We start from the raw sequence: 17,066 nt of genomic DNA on the forward strand, positions 1-17,066 counted from the left end.
GCTCCCAATCGGCGCCGCTCCCTCAATCCTCCCACTTCGGGCTGAACGGCAGCCGCTGAGGTGTCGCATATCGATGTTCGCGCGGGTCGCGAACATCGATATGCGACACCTCAGCTGAGGGAGGGTGGAGCTAGGCGCGCAGCCAGGCCGTGGTGTCGCCGGGCAGGGTGCGTCCCGTGAGCGGTTCGCTCGCGAGCAGCACCTCGCCGGCGGGCAGCGTGACGGATGCCGCCCCCGTGTTCGCGACAACGGTCACGCTGCCGTTCGTGAACGCCACGACCGCGTCACCGAGCCCGTCCAGCCCGTTCAGCCAGGACACCGAACCGAGCCCGAGGCCGTGCTCCTTGCGGAGCCGGAGGGCGAGCTTGTAGAGCTCAAGGGTCGACGTCGGCACGCCTTCCTGCACGTCGCGGGCGAGTTCGCCCCAGATGGCCGGCTGCGGCAACCAGCTGGCCGCGGTCGGGCCGAAACCGTAGGACGGCGCAGAGCCGACCCAGGGCAGCGGCACGCGGCATCCGTCCCTGCCGTAGCGTTCACCGTTGGTACGGAACCAGGTCGGGTCCTCGCGAGCGGTGTCCGGCAGGTCGACGACCTCGGGCAGGCCGAGCTCCTCGCCCTGGTACAGGTAGCTCGAGCCGGGCAGGGCGAGCATGAGGGCGGATGCCGCCCGCGCGCGACGCAGGCCGACGACGGTATCGGGAAGGCCGACCGTCTTCGGGCCGATGCCGTGACCCTGCAGGTTGTCGCCCGTCAGCGCGAGGCGCGAAGCGTGCCGGACCACGTCGTGGTTGGAGAGCACCCAGGTGCTCGGCGCCCCGACCGCGCTGAACGCGGCGAGGGAATCGTCGATGACGCGGCGGAGGGCTGGGCCGCCCCAGAGAGTCTCGAGGTAGGCGAAGTTGAATGCCTGGTGCATCTCGTCTGGGCGCACCCACTCGGCGACGTGGCTGAGCGGGTCGACCCAGGCCTCGGCGGCCAGGATCCGGTCGCCGGGGTACTCGTCGAGCACGAGCCGCCAGTCGCGGTAGACCTCGTGCACTCCGGGCTGCGCCCAGTACGGGGCGGTCGCGGCGGACTCGGCGACGACGCCGGGCTCGAGCGCGGTGGCTCCGCCCATGCTGCCGCCGTCCGCGGGGGGAGTGTAGTCAGGGAGGCCTGCGGCCTTGATCATGCCGTGTGCGACGTCGACCCGGAAGCCGTCGGCGCCGCGGTCGAGCCAGAAGCGCAGCACGTCGCGGAACTGTGCGCGCACCCAGGGGCTCTGCCAGTCGAAGTCCGGCTGGCTCGAGTCGAAGAGGTGCAGGTACCACTGGCCAGGAGTGCCGTCGGCCTCCATGACGCGGGTCCACGCGAGACCGCCGAAGACGGATTCCCAGTTGTTCGGCGGCAGCTGGCCGTTGACGCCCTTGCCGTCGCGGAAGATGTAGTGCCCGCGCTCCTCGCTGCCTGGGCCGGCCGCGAGGGCGGCCTGGAACCAGGGGTGATCGCTCGAGGAGTGGTTGGGCACGAGGTCGACGATGACCCGGATGCCGAGATCGTGCGCCGTCGCCTGCAGGGTGGCGAAATCGTCGAGGGTGCCGAAGAGTGGATCGACGTCGCAGTAGTCGGCCACGTCGTAGCCTGCGTCGCGCTGGGGCGACGTATAGAACGGTGAAAGCCAGATCGCGTCGATCCCGAGATCGCGCAGGGCCGGGAGTCGGCTGGTAATACCGGCGAGGTCGCCCATACCGTCGCCGTTCGAGTCAGCAAACGAGCGCGGGTAGATCTGGTAGATAACGGCGGTACGCCACCATTCGGAGCCTGTCATGACGAAAACTTTACTGCATGGAATCCCTTATGAAAGCGTTTGCAGAAATCTATGCTTAAACGATTCCGACAAACTTTCAAATACCATCGTGCTTTGAATTGCCAATCAACAGCCGATCGACTAAACATGTAAACGCTTGCACTTTTATTTGTTCGTTCTATGAGAGGCACACCAATGATGGTGAAGAAGAAAGCCCTGCTTGCCGCCGGCGCCGTACTGGCCGCCGCAACACTGGCCCTGACCGGCTGTTCAGGCGGAGGGGCCGCCTCGACAGCGAGCTCCACGGCCGCCGCCGGCTCCGGAAGCCTGACCGTCTGGGTCGACGCCGACCGCGCACCCGTGCTCAAGGATGCCGCCGCAGCGTTCACCCAGGAGACCGGTGTCGAGGTGAAGCTGGTCCAGAAGGACTTCACCAAGATCCAGGACGAGTTCATCGCCCAGGTCCCCACCGACAAGGGCCCGGACATCACGATCGCCGCCCACGACTGGCTCGGCAACTTCGTCGCCAACGGCGTCGTGCAGCCGGTCGAACTCGGCGACACCGCCGCCAACTACCAGAAGGTCGCGGTCACGGCGATGAGCGTCGAGGGCAAGACCTACGGCGTCCCGTACTCCATCGAGAACATCGCGCTGCTCCGCAACACCGCGCTCGCCCCGGCCGCCCCCGCCAGCTATGACGACATGGTCGCAGCGGGCAAGGCCGCCGGCACCGAGTTCCCGTACCTCGTGCAGCTCGGCCCGGACGCCGACCCGTACCACCTGTACCCGTTCCAGACCTCCTTCGGCGCCCCGGTCTTCGGCACCAACGCCGACGGCAGCTACAACGCGAACGACCTGTCCATCGGCAACGCCGGTGGCGAGGGCTTCGCGACCTGGCTCGGCGCCCAGGGCGCTGCAGGCAACCTGAGCCTCAACGTCACGAGCGACATCGCCAAGGAGAAGTTCCTCGCCGGGGCCTCGCCGTTCCTGATCACCGGCCCGTGGAACGTCCCCGACGCCCAGAAGGCCGGCATCACCGTCGCCGTCGACCCGATCCCCTCGGCCGGCGGCCAGACCGCACAGCCGTTCGTCGGCGTGCAGGGCTTCGTCGTGAGCGCCAAGAGCAAGAACGCCCTCGCCGCGAACGAGTTCCTGGTCAACTACATCGGCAGCGAAAAGGTCCAGACCGCCCTCTACAAGGTCGGCGGGCGGGCTCCGGCCAACACCGCGGCCTTCGAGGCAGCCAGCTCCGACCCGATCACCGCCGGCTTCGGCAAGGTTGCGGCCACGGCCGTCCCGATGCCGAGCATCCCGCAGATGGGCAAGGTCTGGCAGTTCTGGGGTGTCACCGAAGCGGCGATCATCTCCCAGAAGGGTGACCCGGTCGCCCTGTGGCAGAAGATGACCGCCGACATCCAGACCGCCATCAAGTAACGAAGCACCACAGCGCCACAGCACCACAGCACCACAGCACCACAGCACGACGGATGCCCGTCCCCGTCCCCCGAGGACGGGCATCCGCTCACCAGCACAACCTGCACCCGAGAAAGCGGACGACGATGACCACACCACGCACCGAGCAGGACGCGGCGCAGCTCCGGCAGACGAAACGCTCCCGGCGGGCCTCCCGGGTCGCCGAGGCCGCCTCCGCCGGGGTCAAGGTGCTCCTCGTCAAGATCGTGCTTCTGGGCATCGTCGACGCGATCAGCGTCTACGCCCTCTTCGTGCTCGTGATGAAGCAGGACTGGGTCGTCGTCGGCCTCGTCGCCTTCGTCACCCTGGTCGTCAACTGGATCTACTTCAGCCACCAGAAGCTCCCGGCCAAGTACCTCGCGCCCGGGCTGATCTTCCTGCTCATCTTCCAGATCTTCGTGATCGGCTACTCCGGCTACATCGCCTTCACCAACTACGGCACCGGTCACAACAGCACCAAGGCCGACGCGGTCAACGCGCTCATCGTCTCCTCGCAGGAGCGGGTTCCCGACTCCGCGAGCTACGGCCTCACCGTGCTCGAACAGTCCGGCGAGTTCAGCTTCCTCGTCACCGACCCCGACGGCACCATCAGCGTCGGCTCGGCGACGAGCCCCCTCCGGGTCGTCACCGACGCGACGACGGATGCCACGGGCAAGGCCACCGGCCTCGCCGGCTACACGTCGCTGCGCTTCGCCGACATCGTCGCCCAGCAGCAGGCGATCGCCGCGCTCTCCGTCCCCGTCTCGGACGACCCGAACGACGGGTCCCTCCGCACCCCCGACGGGTCGAGCGCTTACCTCTACGTCTCCGACCTGGTCTACTCCGCCGCCGACGGCACCATGACGAACAGCAGCACCGGCGTCGTCTACGCCGACAACGGCAAGACCGGCTCCTTCGTGGCGCCGAGCGGCGAGGAACTGCTCCCCGGCTGGAAGGTCGAGGTGGGCTTCGCGAACTTCGTGCACGCCTTCGGCTCCGAGTCCATCCGCGGGCCGCTGATCAGCGTCACCCTCTGGACCTTCGCCTTCGCCTTGCTCTCGGTGCTGACCACGTTCGGGCTCGGGCTCTTCCTCGCGATCGTCTTCAACGACCTGCGGATGCGCGGACGGAACGTCTACCGGGTGGTGATGATCCTGCCGTACGCCTTCCCAGCCTTCCTCTCCGCCCTCGTCTGGGCGGGCATGCTCAACCCGCAATTCGGCTTCGTGAACCAGGTGCTCTTCGGCGGGGCGGACATCCCCTGGCTGACCAACGAATGGCTCGCGAAGTTCAGCATCATCTTCGTCAACCTCTGGCTCGGCTTCCCGTACATGTTCCTGGTCTGCACCGGGGCTCTGCAGTCGATCCCGACCGAGATCCAGGAGGCCGCGACCGTGGACGGGGCGAGGCCCTGGCAGGTGTTCCGGCTGATCAAGCTCCCGCTGCTGCTCGTCTCGGTCGCGCCGCTGCTGATCTCCTCGTTCGCGTTCAACTTCAACAACTTCAACCTGATCTACATGCTCACCGGCGGCGGTCCCCGAGACGTCACGGCCGGCGTGAACGTCGGGGCCACCGACATCCTGATCTCGATGGTCTACAAGGTGGCCTTCGTCGGCGCGAGCCGGGACTACGGGCTCGCGAGCGCGTTCTCGATCATCATCTTCCTGCTGGTCGCGCTCGTGTCGATCGTCAGCTTCAAACAGACCAAGGCGCTAGAGGAGTTGAACTGAGATGCGAATCGCAGCCCCCGAAACGAGTGACCTGTACATCCCGACCAAACGACCGTTCAACTTCGGCCGGTGGTTCTCCCGCACCGGCTGGCGGCACCTCGTCGGCGCCGTCATGGTCGTGTTCTCCGCATTCCCGCTGCTCTACGTGCTCTCCGCGTCGCTGCACCCGGGTGGCACCCTGATCACGGCGAACGGCCTCTTCAACGAGGTCGACCTCGGCAGCTACTCGACCCTGTTCAACCTGCCGCAGCAGCCATACGCCGCCTGGTACGGCAACACGCTCCTGATCGGAACGATCACCTCGGTGTGCACCGTCTTCCTCGGAGCGCTCGCCGCATATTCCTTCTCCCGCATGCGCTTCCGCGGGCGTCGGGCGGGGCTGCTCATGCTCGTCCTCGTGCAGATGTTCCCGCAGCTCCTCGCCGTCGTCGCGATCTTCCTGCTGCTCAGCGGCATCTCGGACATCTTCCCCGCGATCGGCCTCGACACCCAGATCGGGCTGATCATGGTCTACCTCGGCGGCGCCCTCGGCGTGAACACCTACCTGATGTACGGCTTCTTCAACACGATCCCCGCCTCGATCGACGAGGCGGCCAAGATCGACGGCGCCGGCCATGCCCGGATCTTCTTCACGATCATTCTGCGGCTCGTCGCCCCGATCCTCGCGGTCGTCGGCCTGCTCTCCTTCGTCGGCACGACGAATGAGTTCGTGATCGCGAGCATCGTGCTCATCACGCCGGAGAAGCAGACGCTCGCCGTCGGCCTCTACCAGTTCGTCTCCCAGGAGTTCTCGAGCAACTACTCGGTGTTCGCCGCCGGAGCCGTGCTCGCGGCGCTGCCGGTGATGGCCCTGTTCCTGTTCCTGCAGAAGTACATCGTCGGCGGGCTGACCGCCGGGTCCGTCAAGTAATCGGCACGATGCGCCCGCAGCCCTCTGCAGAGCCTCATCACGACGGGTCACCGCTCTACGTCTCCACCCAGACTCCCGCGCTCGGGGAGAGGGTGCGGGTGCGGGTGCGCGTTCCCCGGCAGTTCGGCTGTGTCAGTGCTGTCTACGCACGGTCCAACCCCGACAGGGAGCCTCGATTCAATGCGGCGCACCTGCTCGGCACGGTCGACGGCACGCAGTGGGTCGACGGCGCCCAGTGGTGGGAGGCCGAGGTGCTCGTGGAGAACCCGGTGCACGGTTACCGGTTCCTCCTCACGCGGGTCGACGGCAGCCATGCCTGGCTGAACGCGAGCGGCGTGCACTCCATCGAGACGCTCGACTCGGAGGACTTCAAGCTCGTCACGTTTGCTCCGCCGCCCGAGTGGGCGCGGTCGACCGTGATGTACCAGGTCTTCCCTGACCGGTTCGGCCGGTCCGCGAGGGCCGACGGGCGGGAGGCACCCGCGTGGGGCATCCCGGCGGGCTGGAGCGACGGCGTCGACAGGGAACAGCCCGGTCGTTCGCACCAGTTCTACGGCGGTGACCTCGACGGCGTGGTCGACCACCTCGACCACCTCGCCCGGCTCGGCATCACCCTGATCTACCTGACCCCGGTGTTCCCCGGTGCCTCCAACCACCGCTACGACGCCTCGAGCTTCAGCGAGGTCGATCCCCTGCTCGGCGGCGACGATGCCCTGGTCCGGCTCGTCGGTGCCGCGCACGCGAACGGCCTCCGGGTGATCGGCGACCTCACGTCCAACCACTCGGGCGATCGCCACGACTGGTTCCGGGCCGCGCACCGCGCCCCGGCGGCCCCCGAGGGTGCCTTCTACTATTGGCTCGACGAGGAGCACGACGGCTACGCCTCCTGGCTCGGTGAGCGCAGCCTGCCCAAGTTCAACTGGGCCTCGGCAGAGCTCCGGCGGCGTTTCATCGAGGGCCCCGACTCCGTCGTCGCGCACTGGCTCGAGCCGCCCTTCAGCCTCGACGGCTGGCGCATCGACGTCGCCAACATGACCGGGCGGATGCTCGGCGACGACCTCAACGCCGAGGTGCGCCAGACCATCCGCCGCACCATGATCGAGGTCAACCCCGACACGATCCTGCTCGGGGAGAGCACCAATGACGCCGCGAGCGACTTCCAGGGCGACGCCTGGCACGGCGCGATGACCTACGCGAACTTCACCCGGCCGGTCTGGGGCTGGCTCTCGAAGCCGAACAGTCCCTCCTCGTTCTTCGGCCTGCCCTATGGCACGATCCCGCAGTACACCGGGGTGCAGTTCGTCGAGGCGCATCGCCGCTTCACCGCCGGGTTCCCCTGGCGCACGCGGCTCGCCACGATGAACGCCCTCGACACGCACGACACACCTCGCTTCCGCACTCACGCCCTGGACGGAGCCGTGCCGGTGGCGTTCGGGCTGTCGGTCACGTTGCCCGGTATCCCGGTCGTCTTCGCCGGGGATGAGTTCGGCCTCACCGGCGACGACGGCGAGCACTCGCGCACGCCGATGCCCTGGGCGAGCGCGGGGGAGCCGGCGGTCGCGGAGACGATCGACCTCTACGCCGCCCTGATCCACCTGCGTACCGGCCACCCGGCCCTCAACGGAGGCTCGATGCGCTGGCTGCACGTCGACGACGACGTGCTCGTCTTCGTGCGCGAAACGGGCGATGAGTCCGTGCTCGTGCTGGCGGCACGGGCGCCCGGTGCGGTGTCCCTGCCGGCCGGAACGCTGGCGGGAGTGGATGCCGCGATGCGGCTTCTTGGCGACGCCGAGCTCGTAGGCGCGACCGACGGCATCCGCCTCACAGCGCCCGGCCCGTCGTTCACGGCCTGGGCGCTTCCCGGGGTGCTCGTGCCCGTCGGGTGAAACGGTCACGGGGAGGGCGGCGGAGATGATAATGTTTACCGGTTGCCGAAATTCAGGGCGCAACTTCTGAAGAGAAGTTCTGCCCCCTTAGCTCATTGGTAGAGCACTTCCTTGGTAAGGAAGAGGTAGTGGGTCCGATTCCCACAGGGGGCTCAGGCTTGGGCGGTCGTGAGGCCGGCAGGTCGTGGCGGGGTAGCTCAGTTGGTTAGAGCACACGGCTCATAATCGTGGTGTCGCGGGTTCAATTCCCGCTCCCGCTACACATAGCCCCGGACTTCAGCGAAGTCCGGGGCTTCTTCGTGCCATCCAGAGGCTCAACCCCGCACAAACCCCGCACTTTGGATTGTGCTGTCGATCACCACGACTATCGGCGCCCCTTCCCTCGGGCCGCGGACTCATCGTCCAGTTCGATGTTCTGGTTTATTCCGCACGGCGCACATCGTGACGTTGCCCGAGCATCCAGCCGGCACCGAAGGCGAGCACGACCAGCCCGACGATGAACACCACCGTCCCGATCTGATTCTGTGGCGAGAACAGCCCGCCGGGCGGGAGGAATGTCGAATCGCTGAGCGGCGCATACGCGTACCAGCCGAAGCTCGCTTGATTGCTCGGCAGAAGAAGAATCACAAGTCCGATGACGGCCGCCACGGCGCCGAGGACGACCATCGATACGCTCACCCGACGCGAGCGGTTTGACTCGGAAACGTTGCCTTGCCCAGCCTCGATCTCGCCCATGTGGCCATGCTAGGGGACCGATCCCGGACGCGACGCCTCAACCGCGCCGCCGCGACTACCCCGCGAAGTCGCCGAGCGCGAGGCGCTTCACGACCTCGGTGAGCACTCGGGCGCCCGCGACGAGGTCGGTGTCGTGGGTGAATTCCTTCTCGTTGTGGGACACCCCGTCCACGCTCGGAACGAAGATGAGGATGACGGGGACCGTTTCCTTCAGATTCGTGGCGTCGTGCCCGGCGAGGGTGAGCACCCGCATGCTGTCGAGGCCGAGTTGCTCGGCGGCCGTCTCGGTGATGGCCAGCCCGGTCTCGAGAAAAGGTCCGCTCTCCCAGACGCTCGAGGCGAGGACCTCGATGCGCACGCCGGTTTCCGACTCGATGGCGCGCATCCGCTGTTGCAGAATTTCAAAGGCGCTGGCGAGGATGCTGGATTCCCGGGCGCGCAGGTCGGCGAGCAGCCGAACCTCGCGTGCAATGGTCACGGGGGAGTTGGGCCCGACCGTGAACTCGCCGACGGATGCGTGCAGCACCTCGTCGTCGAACTCGCGGACCAGCTCGTTGATCGCGACGACGAGCTTGGAGGCACCGAGAAGGGCATCGCGGCGGTCCCGCATCAGGGTTGAGCCGGTGTGGGACTGCTCACCGAGTACGACGATCTCGTATTTGTACGCGCACCAGGTGCTTGCGACGACTCCGATCGGTACCCCGGCGTCTTCGAGCGTGCGGCCCTGTTCCACGTGGATCTCGGCGTAGCCGGCCACATCGGGTCCGACGAAGCCGCCGCGGCCGCCGATCGCGTCGAGCGCCTCCCGCACGCTCGTGCCTCTCGGGTCGGTCGTCGCCAGGGCGACCTCGAGGTCGAGTCGGCCGGTGAAGACCGCGCTGCCCATCATGCTCGGCTTGAACCGTGAGCCCTCTTCGTTGAACCAGTCGACCACGGCGATGTTGTACCGGGGCGTGATTCCCGATGCCGCGAGATCGCGGTGTGCGCGGTGCGCGGCGTGCCCGGCGGCGAGCACGCCATATGCGCCGTCGTACCGCCCGGCGAGGGGCTGGCTGTCCAGGTGCGAGCCGAACAGCACGTACGGCGCGCCGGGCACCAGCTCGAGCAGGCCGAAGATGTTGCCGATCGTATCGACCTCCACCCGGAAGCCGCGGTCGGCCAGCCAGCCAGAGAACCAGGACCGCGTCTGGCCGTCGGCGGCGCTCGCCGCCTGACGGTCGACGCCGCCGCCACTGGTAGCGCCGAATTCGGACATGGTGTGGAAATCGGCCAGGAGTGCTGCGGCATCCGCCTCGGTGTTCGCGTCGACAATCGTGTTCGTGGTCATCGTCTAGCTCCAGTCTCTTTGCAGTTCCATGGTCGAGCAGTGCACGCTGCCGCCGTTCTTGAGCATCTCGCGGTAGGCGACGGGCAGGACCTCGACGTCGTGCCGGTCGCTGAGGATCTCGGCCGTCCGCGGGAAGTGGTCGGGCATGATCACCTTGCGGCGATCGAGGGCGAGCATGTTGCACGCCCATTCCTCGCGGGGATCGACCTCGATGGTTTCGATGCCGAGGTCCCACAGCTGTGCCATGTAGTCGTAGGGCGCCAGCCGCGGGTTGACGAGGGCGAGGTCGTCGTCGAGCATGACGGCGCACATGTCCAGGTGGATGAGGTATCCGGGCAGCGTGACCCGCTTCAGAGTGATGCCGAATTCCTCGAGGATCCTCGCCAGCTGCCGGTACCCTTCCGGGTTGCAGCGCACCGAGGTGCCGAAGAACGCCGTGTCCGGCCGCACCTTCTGGAAACTGCCGCCTTCGGCGAGGCCGGAGCCGGTGACCGTGCCGAGGATGGGCATCCCCGCAGCGGCGACCGTTGCGGTGATCGACTGTTCCTCCCCCCGGCGCATCCGCGGGGCGAGGCGCCCGATGATCGCTCCGCCTGGGATCGTGATCAACGGGTCGCGGGTGTACACAGACTTCGTGAACGTGGCGGGAAGCTCGGGGGCGAACACCACCTCGACGTCATTGCGGGTGAGGGTGCTCACGAAGTCGTCGTACTGCGCGTTGAGGAGGTCGAGGTCCGGGGTGTCGCGCCCGGTCCAGTACCAGCGCAGTTCCGGGTCGACGAGGGCGCCGAGTTCCTCGTTGTAGGTGTTCGCCCGCACATTCGCGAGGCCCTGGCTCGGCCGTCGCATCAGCACGGAGCGCAGCCGGCCGACCTCGTCTGCGGCACCCCAGCGCCGTCCCCAGGTCGCTTCGAGTTCCCCGGTGTCGCCGAACGCGGGGAGGGCCTCCGGTCCGAGGAGCCGGTGGAACTTTCCGTCGGATATCTCGAGGGTGGAATCGATCTCGTGCATGAATGCTTCTTTCGGTGACTGGGTGTGGACGCGTGTCGATATGGTCATGGGCGGATGTCGTGTCCGGCTCCTACGGGAACCTCACGACCTCGCGGAGAGGTGCTCGTGCACGGCCAGCCATGCGCCGCCCCGGTTTTCCAGAACGATCGACTCGCGCTCGGCCAGGGTCTCCACGGTGTCGTCGAAGCTGACGGTGCTGGCGACGTCGTGGCTGAACACGGCGACCTTGCCGAAGACCTGGATCCGACGCTCGCTCGAGACGCAGGAGAGTACCCGGAAGCCGTTCTGCTGTTCCCACTCGTCCCACAGCTGTTCGTAGGCGGCCCGGGATTCGAGCCGCGCGGGCGCCGAATGGAAGAGGAACGTCGCCTCAGGGGCGAACCGGGAGAAGTACGCGTCCCGCCGATGGTTTCCGAAGTCGGAGATCAGCGCGTCTGCGGCGGCGAGGGCGTCGGCGGCCGGGGTGCCGGGGTCGGCCACGTCGTCGCTCATGAGGCGCGCCGTGCGGCGGCCCTGGCGTGCACGCGGGCCGCGCTCGAGGCGTGGTCGGTCACGACGTCCTGGAGCGGCGCATTCGAGGAGGGAACGAGCCGCGGGCCTTCCTCGCCGAACACGTAGCGGGGTTCGGGGAAGATCCAGAGGGCGCCGAGGTAGAGCACGGCTCCCGCGACGACGGCCGTCACGAGGCTGAGGTCCATGCCGCCGCCCAGGGCGCTGAACGGGCCGACGATGACGGGCGGGTAGTTCGCGAAGAGGAGTCCGATCACGGCGGCGCCGATCCAGGCGACCATGCCGCGCCAGTTGACGCCGGAGTTGAACCAGTAGATGCCACCGGTCTCGCCCTTGTTGAAGACCTGCAGGTTGCGGGCATCGAAGTGTCCGCGACGCACGATGAAGCCGATCGCCATGATGACCATCCAGGGTGTCGTGGTCACGATGATGGCCCCGATGAACGCGTTGACGGCACCGAGCAGGTCGAAGAACAGACGCCCGGTGAGGATGAACAGGAAAGCGATGACACCGATTCCGATGGTGGCCTGCACCCGGCTGAAGCGAGGCACGACCGAGGAGAAGTCGAGGCCGGTGCCGTAGAGCGAGGTGGTGCCCGTCGACAGTCCGCCGATGAAGGCGACAACCATCAGGAGCACTGCGTACCAGATCGGGGAGGCCTGGATGAGGGCGAAGACGTAGTCGGCCTGGCCCGCGACGATCGTGGCGGTGGCGACGCCGAACAGGAACGGGATGAGGGTGAGGGCCTGGCCGAGGAAGGTGGCGAGGAGGAGCTTGCTCGTCGGCGTCGATTTCGGGATGTAGCGAGACCAGTCGCCGAGGAACGCGCCGAAGGAGATCGGGTTCGCCATCACGATGAGCGCGGAGGCGACGAAGGTGGGCCAGAAGCCGCCGAGGGCGAGGGCATCGGGCCCGGGGTTGTATCCGGCGTCGAAGGTGCCGGAGAACGCGACGAACGCGAGCAGGATCAGGGCGGTGTTTGCGATCACGGCGGTCTTGTTGACGAGGAGCATGAACTGGAAGCCGAACACGACGACGACGATGACGATCACGCCGATGACGCCGTAGACGAGGGTGCGGAGTCCGACGGAGTCCTCGATGCCGGCCAGGCGGTTGAGCGCGCCGACGAGGGCATCACCGCTCACCCAGACCGAGATCGAGTAGAAGGCAATCGCGGTGAGGAGGGACAGGAAGGAGCCGACGACGCGGCCGCGAACGCCGAAGAACGCGCCGGACGAGACGGCATTGTTCGTGCCGGTGCGCGGGCCGAAAAGGCCCATCGGCATGAGGAAGACGGTGCCGACGAGAACTCCGGCGACGGTGGCGAGCACGGCCTGCCAGAACGAGAGGCCGAGCACGATCGGGAAGGTGCCGAGCAGAACGGTCGCGAAGGTGTTGGCGCCACCGAACTGGATGCGGAGGAGGTCGACCCACGTCGATGTGCGGTCAGGGTGTGGAATGGTGTCGATCCCGTGGGTTTCGACCTCGGTGATCTTGGGGCGGGCATTGAGCACGGCGGTGCCGGAATCGCCGGCGCCAGTGTTGCTGCTGGTCATGGTGAACGCCTTGTCTTTCGTAGCGGGTGGGGTCTCCGACTGCGCAGAAGAAGTTGAGATGACATTACGTTCACTGGGAGAAAATTGATAGATATGCAAGAATTATTTACCATGACGAAACAATCGATTGTCGATCTCTCCGTCCCCGTCGGTGCGGGCACGCAGGTCTACCCGGGGGATCCGGTGCTCGAATTCTCCGTGCACAGCACCATCGAGCGAGACGGCTTCAATCTGCTCAACGTGTCCATGGGGTCCCAGACCGGCACCCACGTGGACGCCCCCTTCCACTTCAGCGAGACCGGCCTGAAGATCGACGAGATCCCGCTCGAGCGCTTCGTCGGACGCGGCATCGTCGTCGACGCCCGGGCCGCAGGGCCCCGCGGCCGCATCGGCTGGGAGTTCATCGAGCCGGTCGCCGACCAGGTTCGACCGGGCTCGATCATCCTCCTGCACACCGGCTGGAGCGAGCACTACGGCACCGACCGGTATTTCGAGAACCCTTTTCTCGATGCGGATGCCTGCCGTCGCCTGATCGGGCTCGGCGTGCGAACGTTCGCGATCGACGCGATCAACATCGATGAAACCCCCGATGAGACCCATCCGGGTGAGGGATTCCCTGTGCATCACCTCATCGCAGACGTCGACGGCGTGATCGGGGAGAATCTGACGAATATCGCGGCAATCGACTTCCCTGCGCCGGTGATCTCGCTTCTTCCGATAGCTTTTGAAGCGGCAGATGGTGCTCCGGTGCGAGCGGTAGCGATTCGGCTCGAACCGTAGGGACGTTGAAATGGCACGTCAGATTCCGATTGGAGCGCGGCTCCGCGCAGCCCGGCAGGCCAAGAACCTGACCCTGGAGGCGGTCTCCACCGCGGCGGGAGTCACCTCGGGGTTTCTGAGCCGCATGGAACGCGACCAGGTGTCGCCCTCGGTTTCCTCCCTCGTCGCGATCTGCGATGTCGTCGGTCTCCGGGTGGGAGAACTCTTCGAGGCGCCGGCCACCCAGATCGTCCGTGCCGGTGAGGGGGCGCCGATCAACTTCGGGGGCCAGGGCGCCGAGGAGTTCCTGCTGACGCCGGGGGTGCAGACCCATATGCAGGTGATCCACTCCCGCATCCAGCCGGGGGGTTCGGCGGGCCCGGACCTCTACGAACTGGAAAGCGAGGCGGAGTTCGTGCTCGTCCTGGCCGGTTCTCTCGAGCTGGTCATCGGCGAAGACGTCTTTCTCCTGGCCACGGGTGACGCGATGACATTCCGCGGCAGGGATCCGCATCGCTGGCGAAACCCCTCGCCGGCGGACGCCTGCGAAGTCATCTGGATGCTCGCCCCGGCGCCGTAGACGCACATCGCCGGCTCGCGTCCGCAGGCTTGCCCCGGCACAGCGCCTCAGCCGGGCAGGGGTTGCCTCAGTGCGCCGAGCCGGCTGCCATGGCCGCAGGTACCTCGACGAGCCGGCCGGTCGTCACGTCGTAGATGTAGCCGTAGACCGGGATTCCCGCGGGAACGAGCGGATGCGCCTTGATGCGTCCGACGTCCTGCAGAACGCTCGACGCCTGGTCGGAGATCGTCAGCCAGTCGACGTACTTCGCCTCCGCCGAACCCGGGCCGGTGCCGACGTCGTAGAAGCCGGCCTCGCCGAGGGCGGCCGTCTCCAGGCTGTTGGCGAGCAGTCCACGGATGACTTCGTCGGTGAAGAATTCCATCCCGCAGTTGGTGTGGTGGATGACGAACCATTCCTTGGTGCCCAGGAGCTTGTAGGAGATGACGAGCGAGCGGATGGCGTCGTCGGAGGCACGCCCGCCGGCGTTGCGGATCACGTGCGCGTCGCCTTCGCTCAGACCCGCGTACTTGGCCGGATCGAGGCGCGCGTCCATGCAGGTGAGGATCGCGAAGCCCCTGGCCGGCGGCAGGGCGAGCTCTGACTTGTCGCCGAATGCTTCGGCGTATGCGCTGTTTGCGGACAGGACTTCTTCGAGAACGGTCATGGATGCGTCCTTCACGATGGGGGTAAGCCGCCTCGGCTGGCGGACTTTGTGAAAGCGTAGTCAGCGATGCCGGAGCGGAAAGCCTTTGTTGCGCATTGTTCCGGGGAAGTCGTCCACTTCGTTGTCGGGCGGTAGCTGACGTGCATATCGCAAGAACTCGCGCCTTGATCCTGGTCGCAGCTCACATATAAGTTCTCCGGCCATTTCAGCTGACCGGGAAGCTCGGAAGGCGTCGTCGGTTTGATTCCCGCTCCCGCCACACTGACCCGGACTCCGTCGGAAGTCCGGGTCATTCTTTGCCTGAGAGGGGGTCAGTAGGACCCGGCAGCTCCGGTCGGGATGGCGCCGGCGAGCAGTGCCGCGCTGCCGGAGACGCCGAGGCGGCTCGCGCCCGCTTCGATCATGGCGAGGGCGTCGTCGAAGCTGCGGACTCCGCCCGACGCCTTCACCTGGGCCCGGTCGCCCACTGTCTGCTTCATCAGGCGCACCGCATGCACAGTGGCCCCGCCGGCGGGGTGGAAGCCGGTGGAGGTCTTGACGAAGTCGGCGCCCGCGGCCACGGACGCTTCGCACACGGCGACGATCTCGGCATCGGTCAGCGCCGCGGATTCGATGATGACCTTGAGCACCTTCGGTGCTGGGACGCTGGCACGCACGGCGGCGATATCGGCCTGCACGTCGGCGAAGCGGCCGGCCTTGGCCGCGCCGATGTCGATGACCATATCGATCTCGTCGGCGCCTTGCGCGATGGAGAGGGCGGCCTCGGCGGCCTTGATGATGCTGTGGTGCTTGCCACTGGGGAAACCGCAGACGACCGCGACCTTGAGGTCGGCCCCTTCCGGGATGGTGAGCGGCAGCATGGAGGGAGAGACGCAGACGGAGTAGGTGCCGAGTTCTATGGCCTCGGCAACGAGGGCGGTGACGTCGGCGGTGGTGGCCTCCGGCTTGAGCAGGGTGTGGTCAATGCAGCGGGCGATGCTGATGGTGTCGACGAGGGAGGTTGTCATGGGTGGGTCCTTAGCTGGTGACGAGTTCGGGGGAGATGTGCAGCGCGGTCGATGCGCTGAATTCCTCGATCGAGACGACGCGACCGTCCAGGTCCAGTCGGCGAAACCAGGCATCACCCCGACCGGCTTCGATGGCGATGTGGGAGGTTCGGGAGATTCGGGAGCGGAGCGCTGTGCGCAGCACCGGCCCTCTGAGCCTGTGATCTGCCCAGACATTCACTCTACGCTGGACGGCATGCGTTCAACCGGAGCCGTCGACACCGAGGTGGTTCTCCTCCGGCGAGGACGACGACTCGAATATGTCACCCTGGGCTGGAACGTCGTTGGGGTCGCCATCCTGGCCGTGCTCGGCGTGACCGCATCGTCCGTCGCCCTGGTCGGATTCGGACTCGACAGCCTCATCGAGATCGGTGCCAGTACGGTCGTGCTCTGGGAGCTGTCCGGCACGGGGGAGGCTCGTCAGCAGCGTGCGCTGCGGATGATCGGTGTCGCGTTCGTCGCGCTCGCCGCATACCTCTCCGTGCAATCGACCGTGGCCCTGGCGTCGAACCACCATGCGTCGCCGAGCATCGCCGGAATCGTCTGGACGGGCGTAACGGCCGCTGTCATGTTCGCACTGGCGTTCGGGAAGGCCCGGACCGGCCGCGCCCTCGGAAATCCCGTGCTCGTCACGGAAGGCCGAGTCACTCTGATCGACGGTGTGCTGGCCGTCGCCGTACTCGCGGGGTTGGTCCTCGACCTCGTCCTCGGCTGGTGGTGGGCCGATCCACTCGCCGGCTATGTGATCGTCTACTACGCGGTCCGTGAAGCCATCCACATATTCCGGCCATGATCCCGTTCTTGTCGGTCGCCTGGTCGGTCCCCGCATCGGCTGCTGTGGCTTTTGGGCCGTAGCGATAGCTGCGGCGGCCGGACAATGTAGCAGTCCAGTGAGGGGGACCCGCCGGTTCTAGAACGGTGTCGGGTCGTCGGGGTCTTCGGGTGTGGGGTCGAGGTTCCAGACGTCCACGATCGGGACCGGTGGTTTCGGTGCGGGTTTGGGTTTCCGGGGTGGTCTCATGCCGGCGGAGGGTTCGACGATGTAGCTGTACCCGGCGGGTGAGGTCCATTCGATGCGGCCGTCGCCGAGGTGTTTCGGCGACCACCGTGTGTAGCTCTTCACCGCGTGGTG

16 protein-coding genes, 2 tRNA genes and 1 pseudogene are annotated in these 17,066 nt (G+C 66.8%); 9 read left to right on the forward strand and 10 right to left on the reverse strand.

Annotated elements, in window-relative coordinates; genetic code table 11:
- Positions 1-130: 130 nt before the first annotated feature.
- On the reverse strand, positions 131-1,807 hold the full coding sequence (locus E3O46_RS15945) for a glycoside hydrolase family 13 protein (RefSeq protein ID WP_134562056.1): 1,677 nt from the start codon (positions 1,805-1,807) through the stop codon (positions 131-133).
- A gap of 174 nt (positions 1,808-1,981) precedes the next feature.
- Between E3O46_RS15945 and E3O46_RS15950 the strand changes: the two genes are divergently transcribed.
- From E3O46_RS15950 to E3O46_RS15975, 6 genes are all read left to right on the forward strand, one after another.
- The gene (locus tag E3O46_RS15950) at positions 1,982-3,220 is read left to right on the forward strand and encodes a sugar ABC transporter substrate-binding protein (RefSeq protein ID WP_134448826.1); all 1,239 of its coding nucleotides are present in this window, start codon (positions 1,982-1,984) and stop codon (positions 3,218-3,220) included.
- Between the two features lie 125 nt (positions 3,221-3,345).
- Complete coding sequence (locus tag E3O46_RS15955; RefSeq protein WP_134562057.1) at positions 3,346-4,968, forward strand: ABC transporter permease subunit; 1,623 nt, start codon at positions 3,346-3,348, stop codon at positions 4,966-4,968.
- Position 4,969: 1 nt separating this feature from the next.
- Complete coding sequence (locus E3O46_RS15960; protein WP_134448804.1) at positions 4,970-5,878, forward strand: sugar ABC transporter permease; 909 nt, start codon at positions 4,970-4,972, stop codon at positions 5,876-5,878.
- An 8-nt stretch (positions 5,879-5,886) separates the two neighbouring features.
- Positions 5,887-7,764: a glycoside hydrolase family 13 protein gene (locus E3O46_RS15965; RefSeq protein WP_134562058.1), complete on the forward strand. Its 1,878-nt coding sequence runs from the start codon at positions 5,887-5,889 to the stop codon at positions 7,762-7,764.
- Positions 7,765-7,845: 81 nt separating this feature from the next.
- Positions 7,846-7,917 (forward strand) — tRNA-Thr (locus E3O46_RS15970).
- Between the two features lie 33 nt (positions 7,918-7,950).
- Positions 7,951-8,024 (forward strand) — tRNA-Met (locus E3O46_RS15975).
- Between the two features lie 160 nt (positions 8,025-8,184).
- On the opposite strand, the gene E3O46_RS15980 is transcribed toward E3O46_RS15975, so the two are convergent.
- The 5 genes from E3O46_RS15980 to E3O46_RS16000 form a co-directional block, all read right to left on the reverse strand.
- On the reverse strand, positions 8,185-8,499 hold the full coding sequence (locus E3O46_RS15980) for a hypothetical protein (RefSeq protein WP_134562059.1): 315 nt from the start codon (positions 8,497-8,499) through the stop codon (positions 8,185-8,187).
- Positions 8,500-8,554: 55 nt separating this feature from the next.
- Positions 8,555-9,826, reverse strand: a complete 1,272-nt coding sequence (locus tag E3O46_RS15985) for a M20 family metallo-hydrolase (protein WP_134562060.1) — start codon at positions 9,824-9,826, stop codon at positions 8,555-8,557.
- Between the two features lie 3 nt (positions 9,827-9,829).
- The gene (locus E3O46_RS15990; protein ID WP_134448808.1) at positions 9,830-10,837 is read right to left on the reverse strand and encodes a dimethylarginine dimethylaminohydrolase family protein; all 1,008 of its coding nucleotides are present in this window, start codon (positions 10,835-10,837) and stop codon (positions 9,830-9,832) included.
- 81 nt (positions 10,838-10,918) lie between these two features.
- Entirely contained in the window at positions 10,919-11,329 is a 411-nt protein-coding gene (locus E3O46_RS15995) for a nuclear transport factor 2 family protein (protein ID WP_134448809.1), read from the reverse strand.
- A complete protein-coding gene (locus E3O46_RS16000) occupies positions 11,326-12,903 on the reverse strand; it encodes a purine-cytosine permease family protein (RefSeq protein ID WP_134558669.1) in 1,578 nt (525 codons plus the stop codon). The genes E3O46_RS15995 and E3O46_RS16000 overlap by 4 nt, the downstream gene beginning before the upstream one ends.
- Before the next feature lie 111 nt (positions 12,904-13,014).
- Between E3O46_RS16000 and E3O46_RS16005 the strand changes: the two genes are divergently transcribed.
- Both E3O46_RS16005 and E3O46_RS16010 read left to right on the forward strand, forming a co-directional pair.
- Positions 13,015-13,683: a cyclase family protein gene (locus E3O46_RS16005; RefSeq protein WP_134562061.1), complete on the forward strand. Its 669-nt coding sequence runs from the start codon at positions 13,015-13,017 to the stop codon at positions 13,681-13,683.
- Positions 13,684-13,693: 10 nt separating this feature from the next.
- Positions 13,694-14,242, forward strand: a complete 549-nt coding sequence (locus E3O46_RS16010) for a helix-turn-helix domain-containing protein (RefSeq protein ID WP_134448812.1) — start codon at positions 13,694-13,696, stop codon at positions 14,240-14,242.
- A gap of 67 nt (positions 14,243-14,309) precedes the next feature.
- Here E3O46_RS16010 and E3O46_RS16015 read toward each other — a convergent pair whose 3' ends face one another.
- The 3 genes from E3O46_RS16015 to E3O46_RS18390 all read right to left on the reverse strand — a co-directional run bounded on the left by E3O46_RS16015 (position 14,310) and on the right by E3O46_RS18390 (position 16,079).
- Positions 14,310-14,888, reverse strand: a complete 579-nt coding sequence (locus tag E3O46_RS16015; RefSeq protein ID WP_134562062.1) for a beta-class carbonic anhydrase — start codon at positions 14,886-14,888, stop codon at positions 14,310-14,312.
- Positions 14,889-15,199: 311 nt separating this feature from the next.
- Positions 15,200-15,895, reverse strand: coding sequence for a deoxyribose-phosphate aldolase (deoC, locus tag E3O46_RS16020; protein ID WP_134562063.1), 696 nt, complete (start codon positions 15,893-15,895; stop codon positions 15,200-15,202).
- A 10-nt stretch (positions 15,896-15,905) separates the two neighbouring features.
- Positions 15,906-16,079 carry a hypothetical protein gene (locus tag E3O46_RS18390; protein ID WP_166787281.1) on the reverse strand — a complete coding sequence of 58 codons (174 nt, stop codon included), beginning with the start codon at positions 16,077-16,079 and terminating at the stop codon, positions 15,906-15,908.
- Positions 16,080-16,130: 51 nt separating this feature from the next.
- On the opposite strand from E3O46_RS18390, the gene E3O46_RS16025 reads away from it, so the two are divergent.
- On the forward strand, positions 16,131-16,727 hold the full coding sequence (locus E3O46_RS16025) for a cation efflux transmembrane domain-containing protein (protein ID WP_134562064.1): 597 nt from the start codon (positions 16,131-16,133) through the stop codon (positions 16,725-16,727).
- A 117-nt stretch (positions 16,728-16,844) separates the two neighbouring features.
- Here the strand turns inward: E3O46_RS16025 and E3O46_RS18395 are convergent.
- Positions 16,845-17,066, reverse strand: a pseudogene (locus E3O46_RS18395) (hypothetical protein); the annotation flags it as partial.

Source organism: Cryobacterium glucosi, assembly GCF_004402235.1.
GTDB lineage: Bacteria > Actinomycetota > Actinomycetes > Actinomycetales > Microbacteriaceae > Cryobacterium > Cryobacterium glucosi.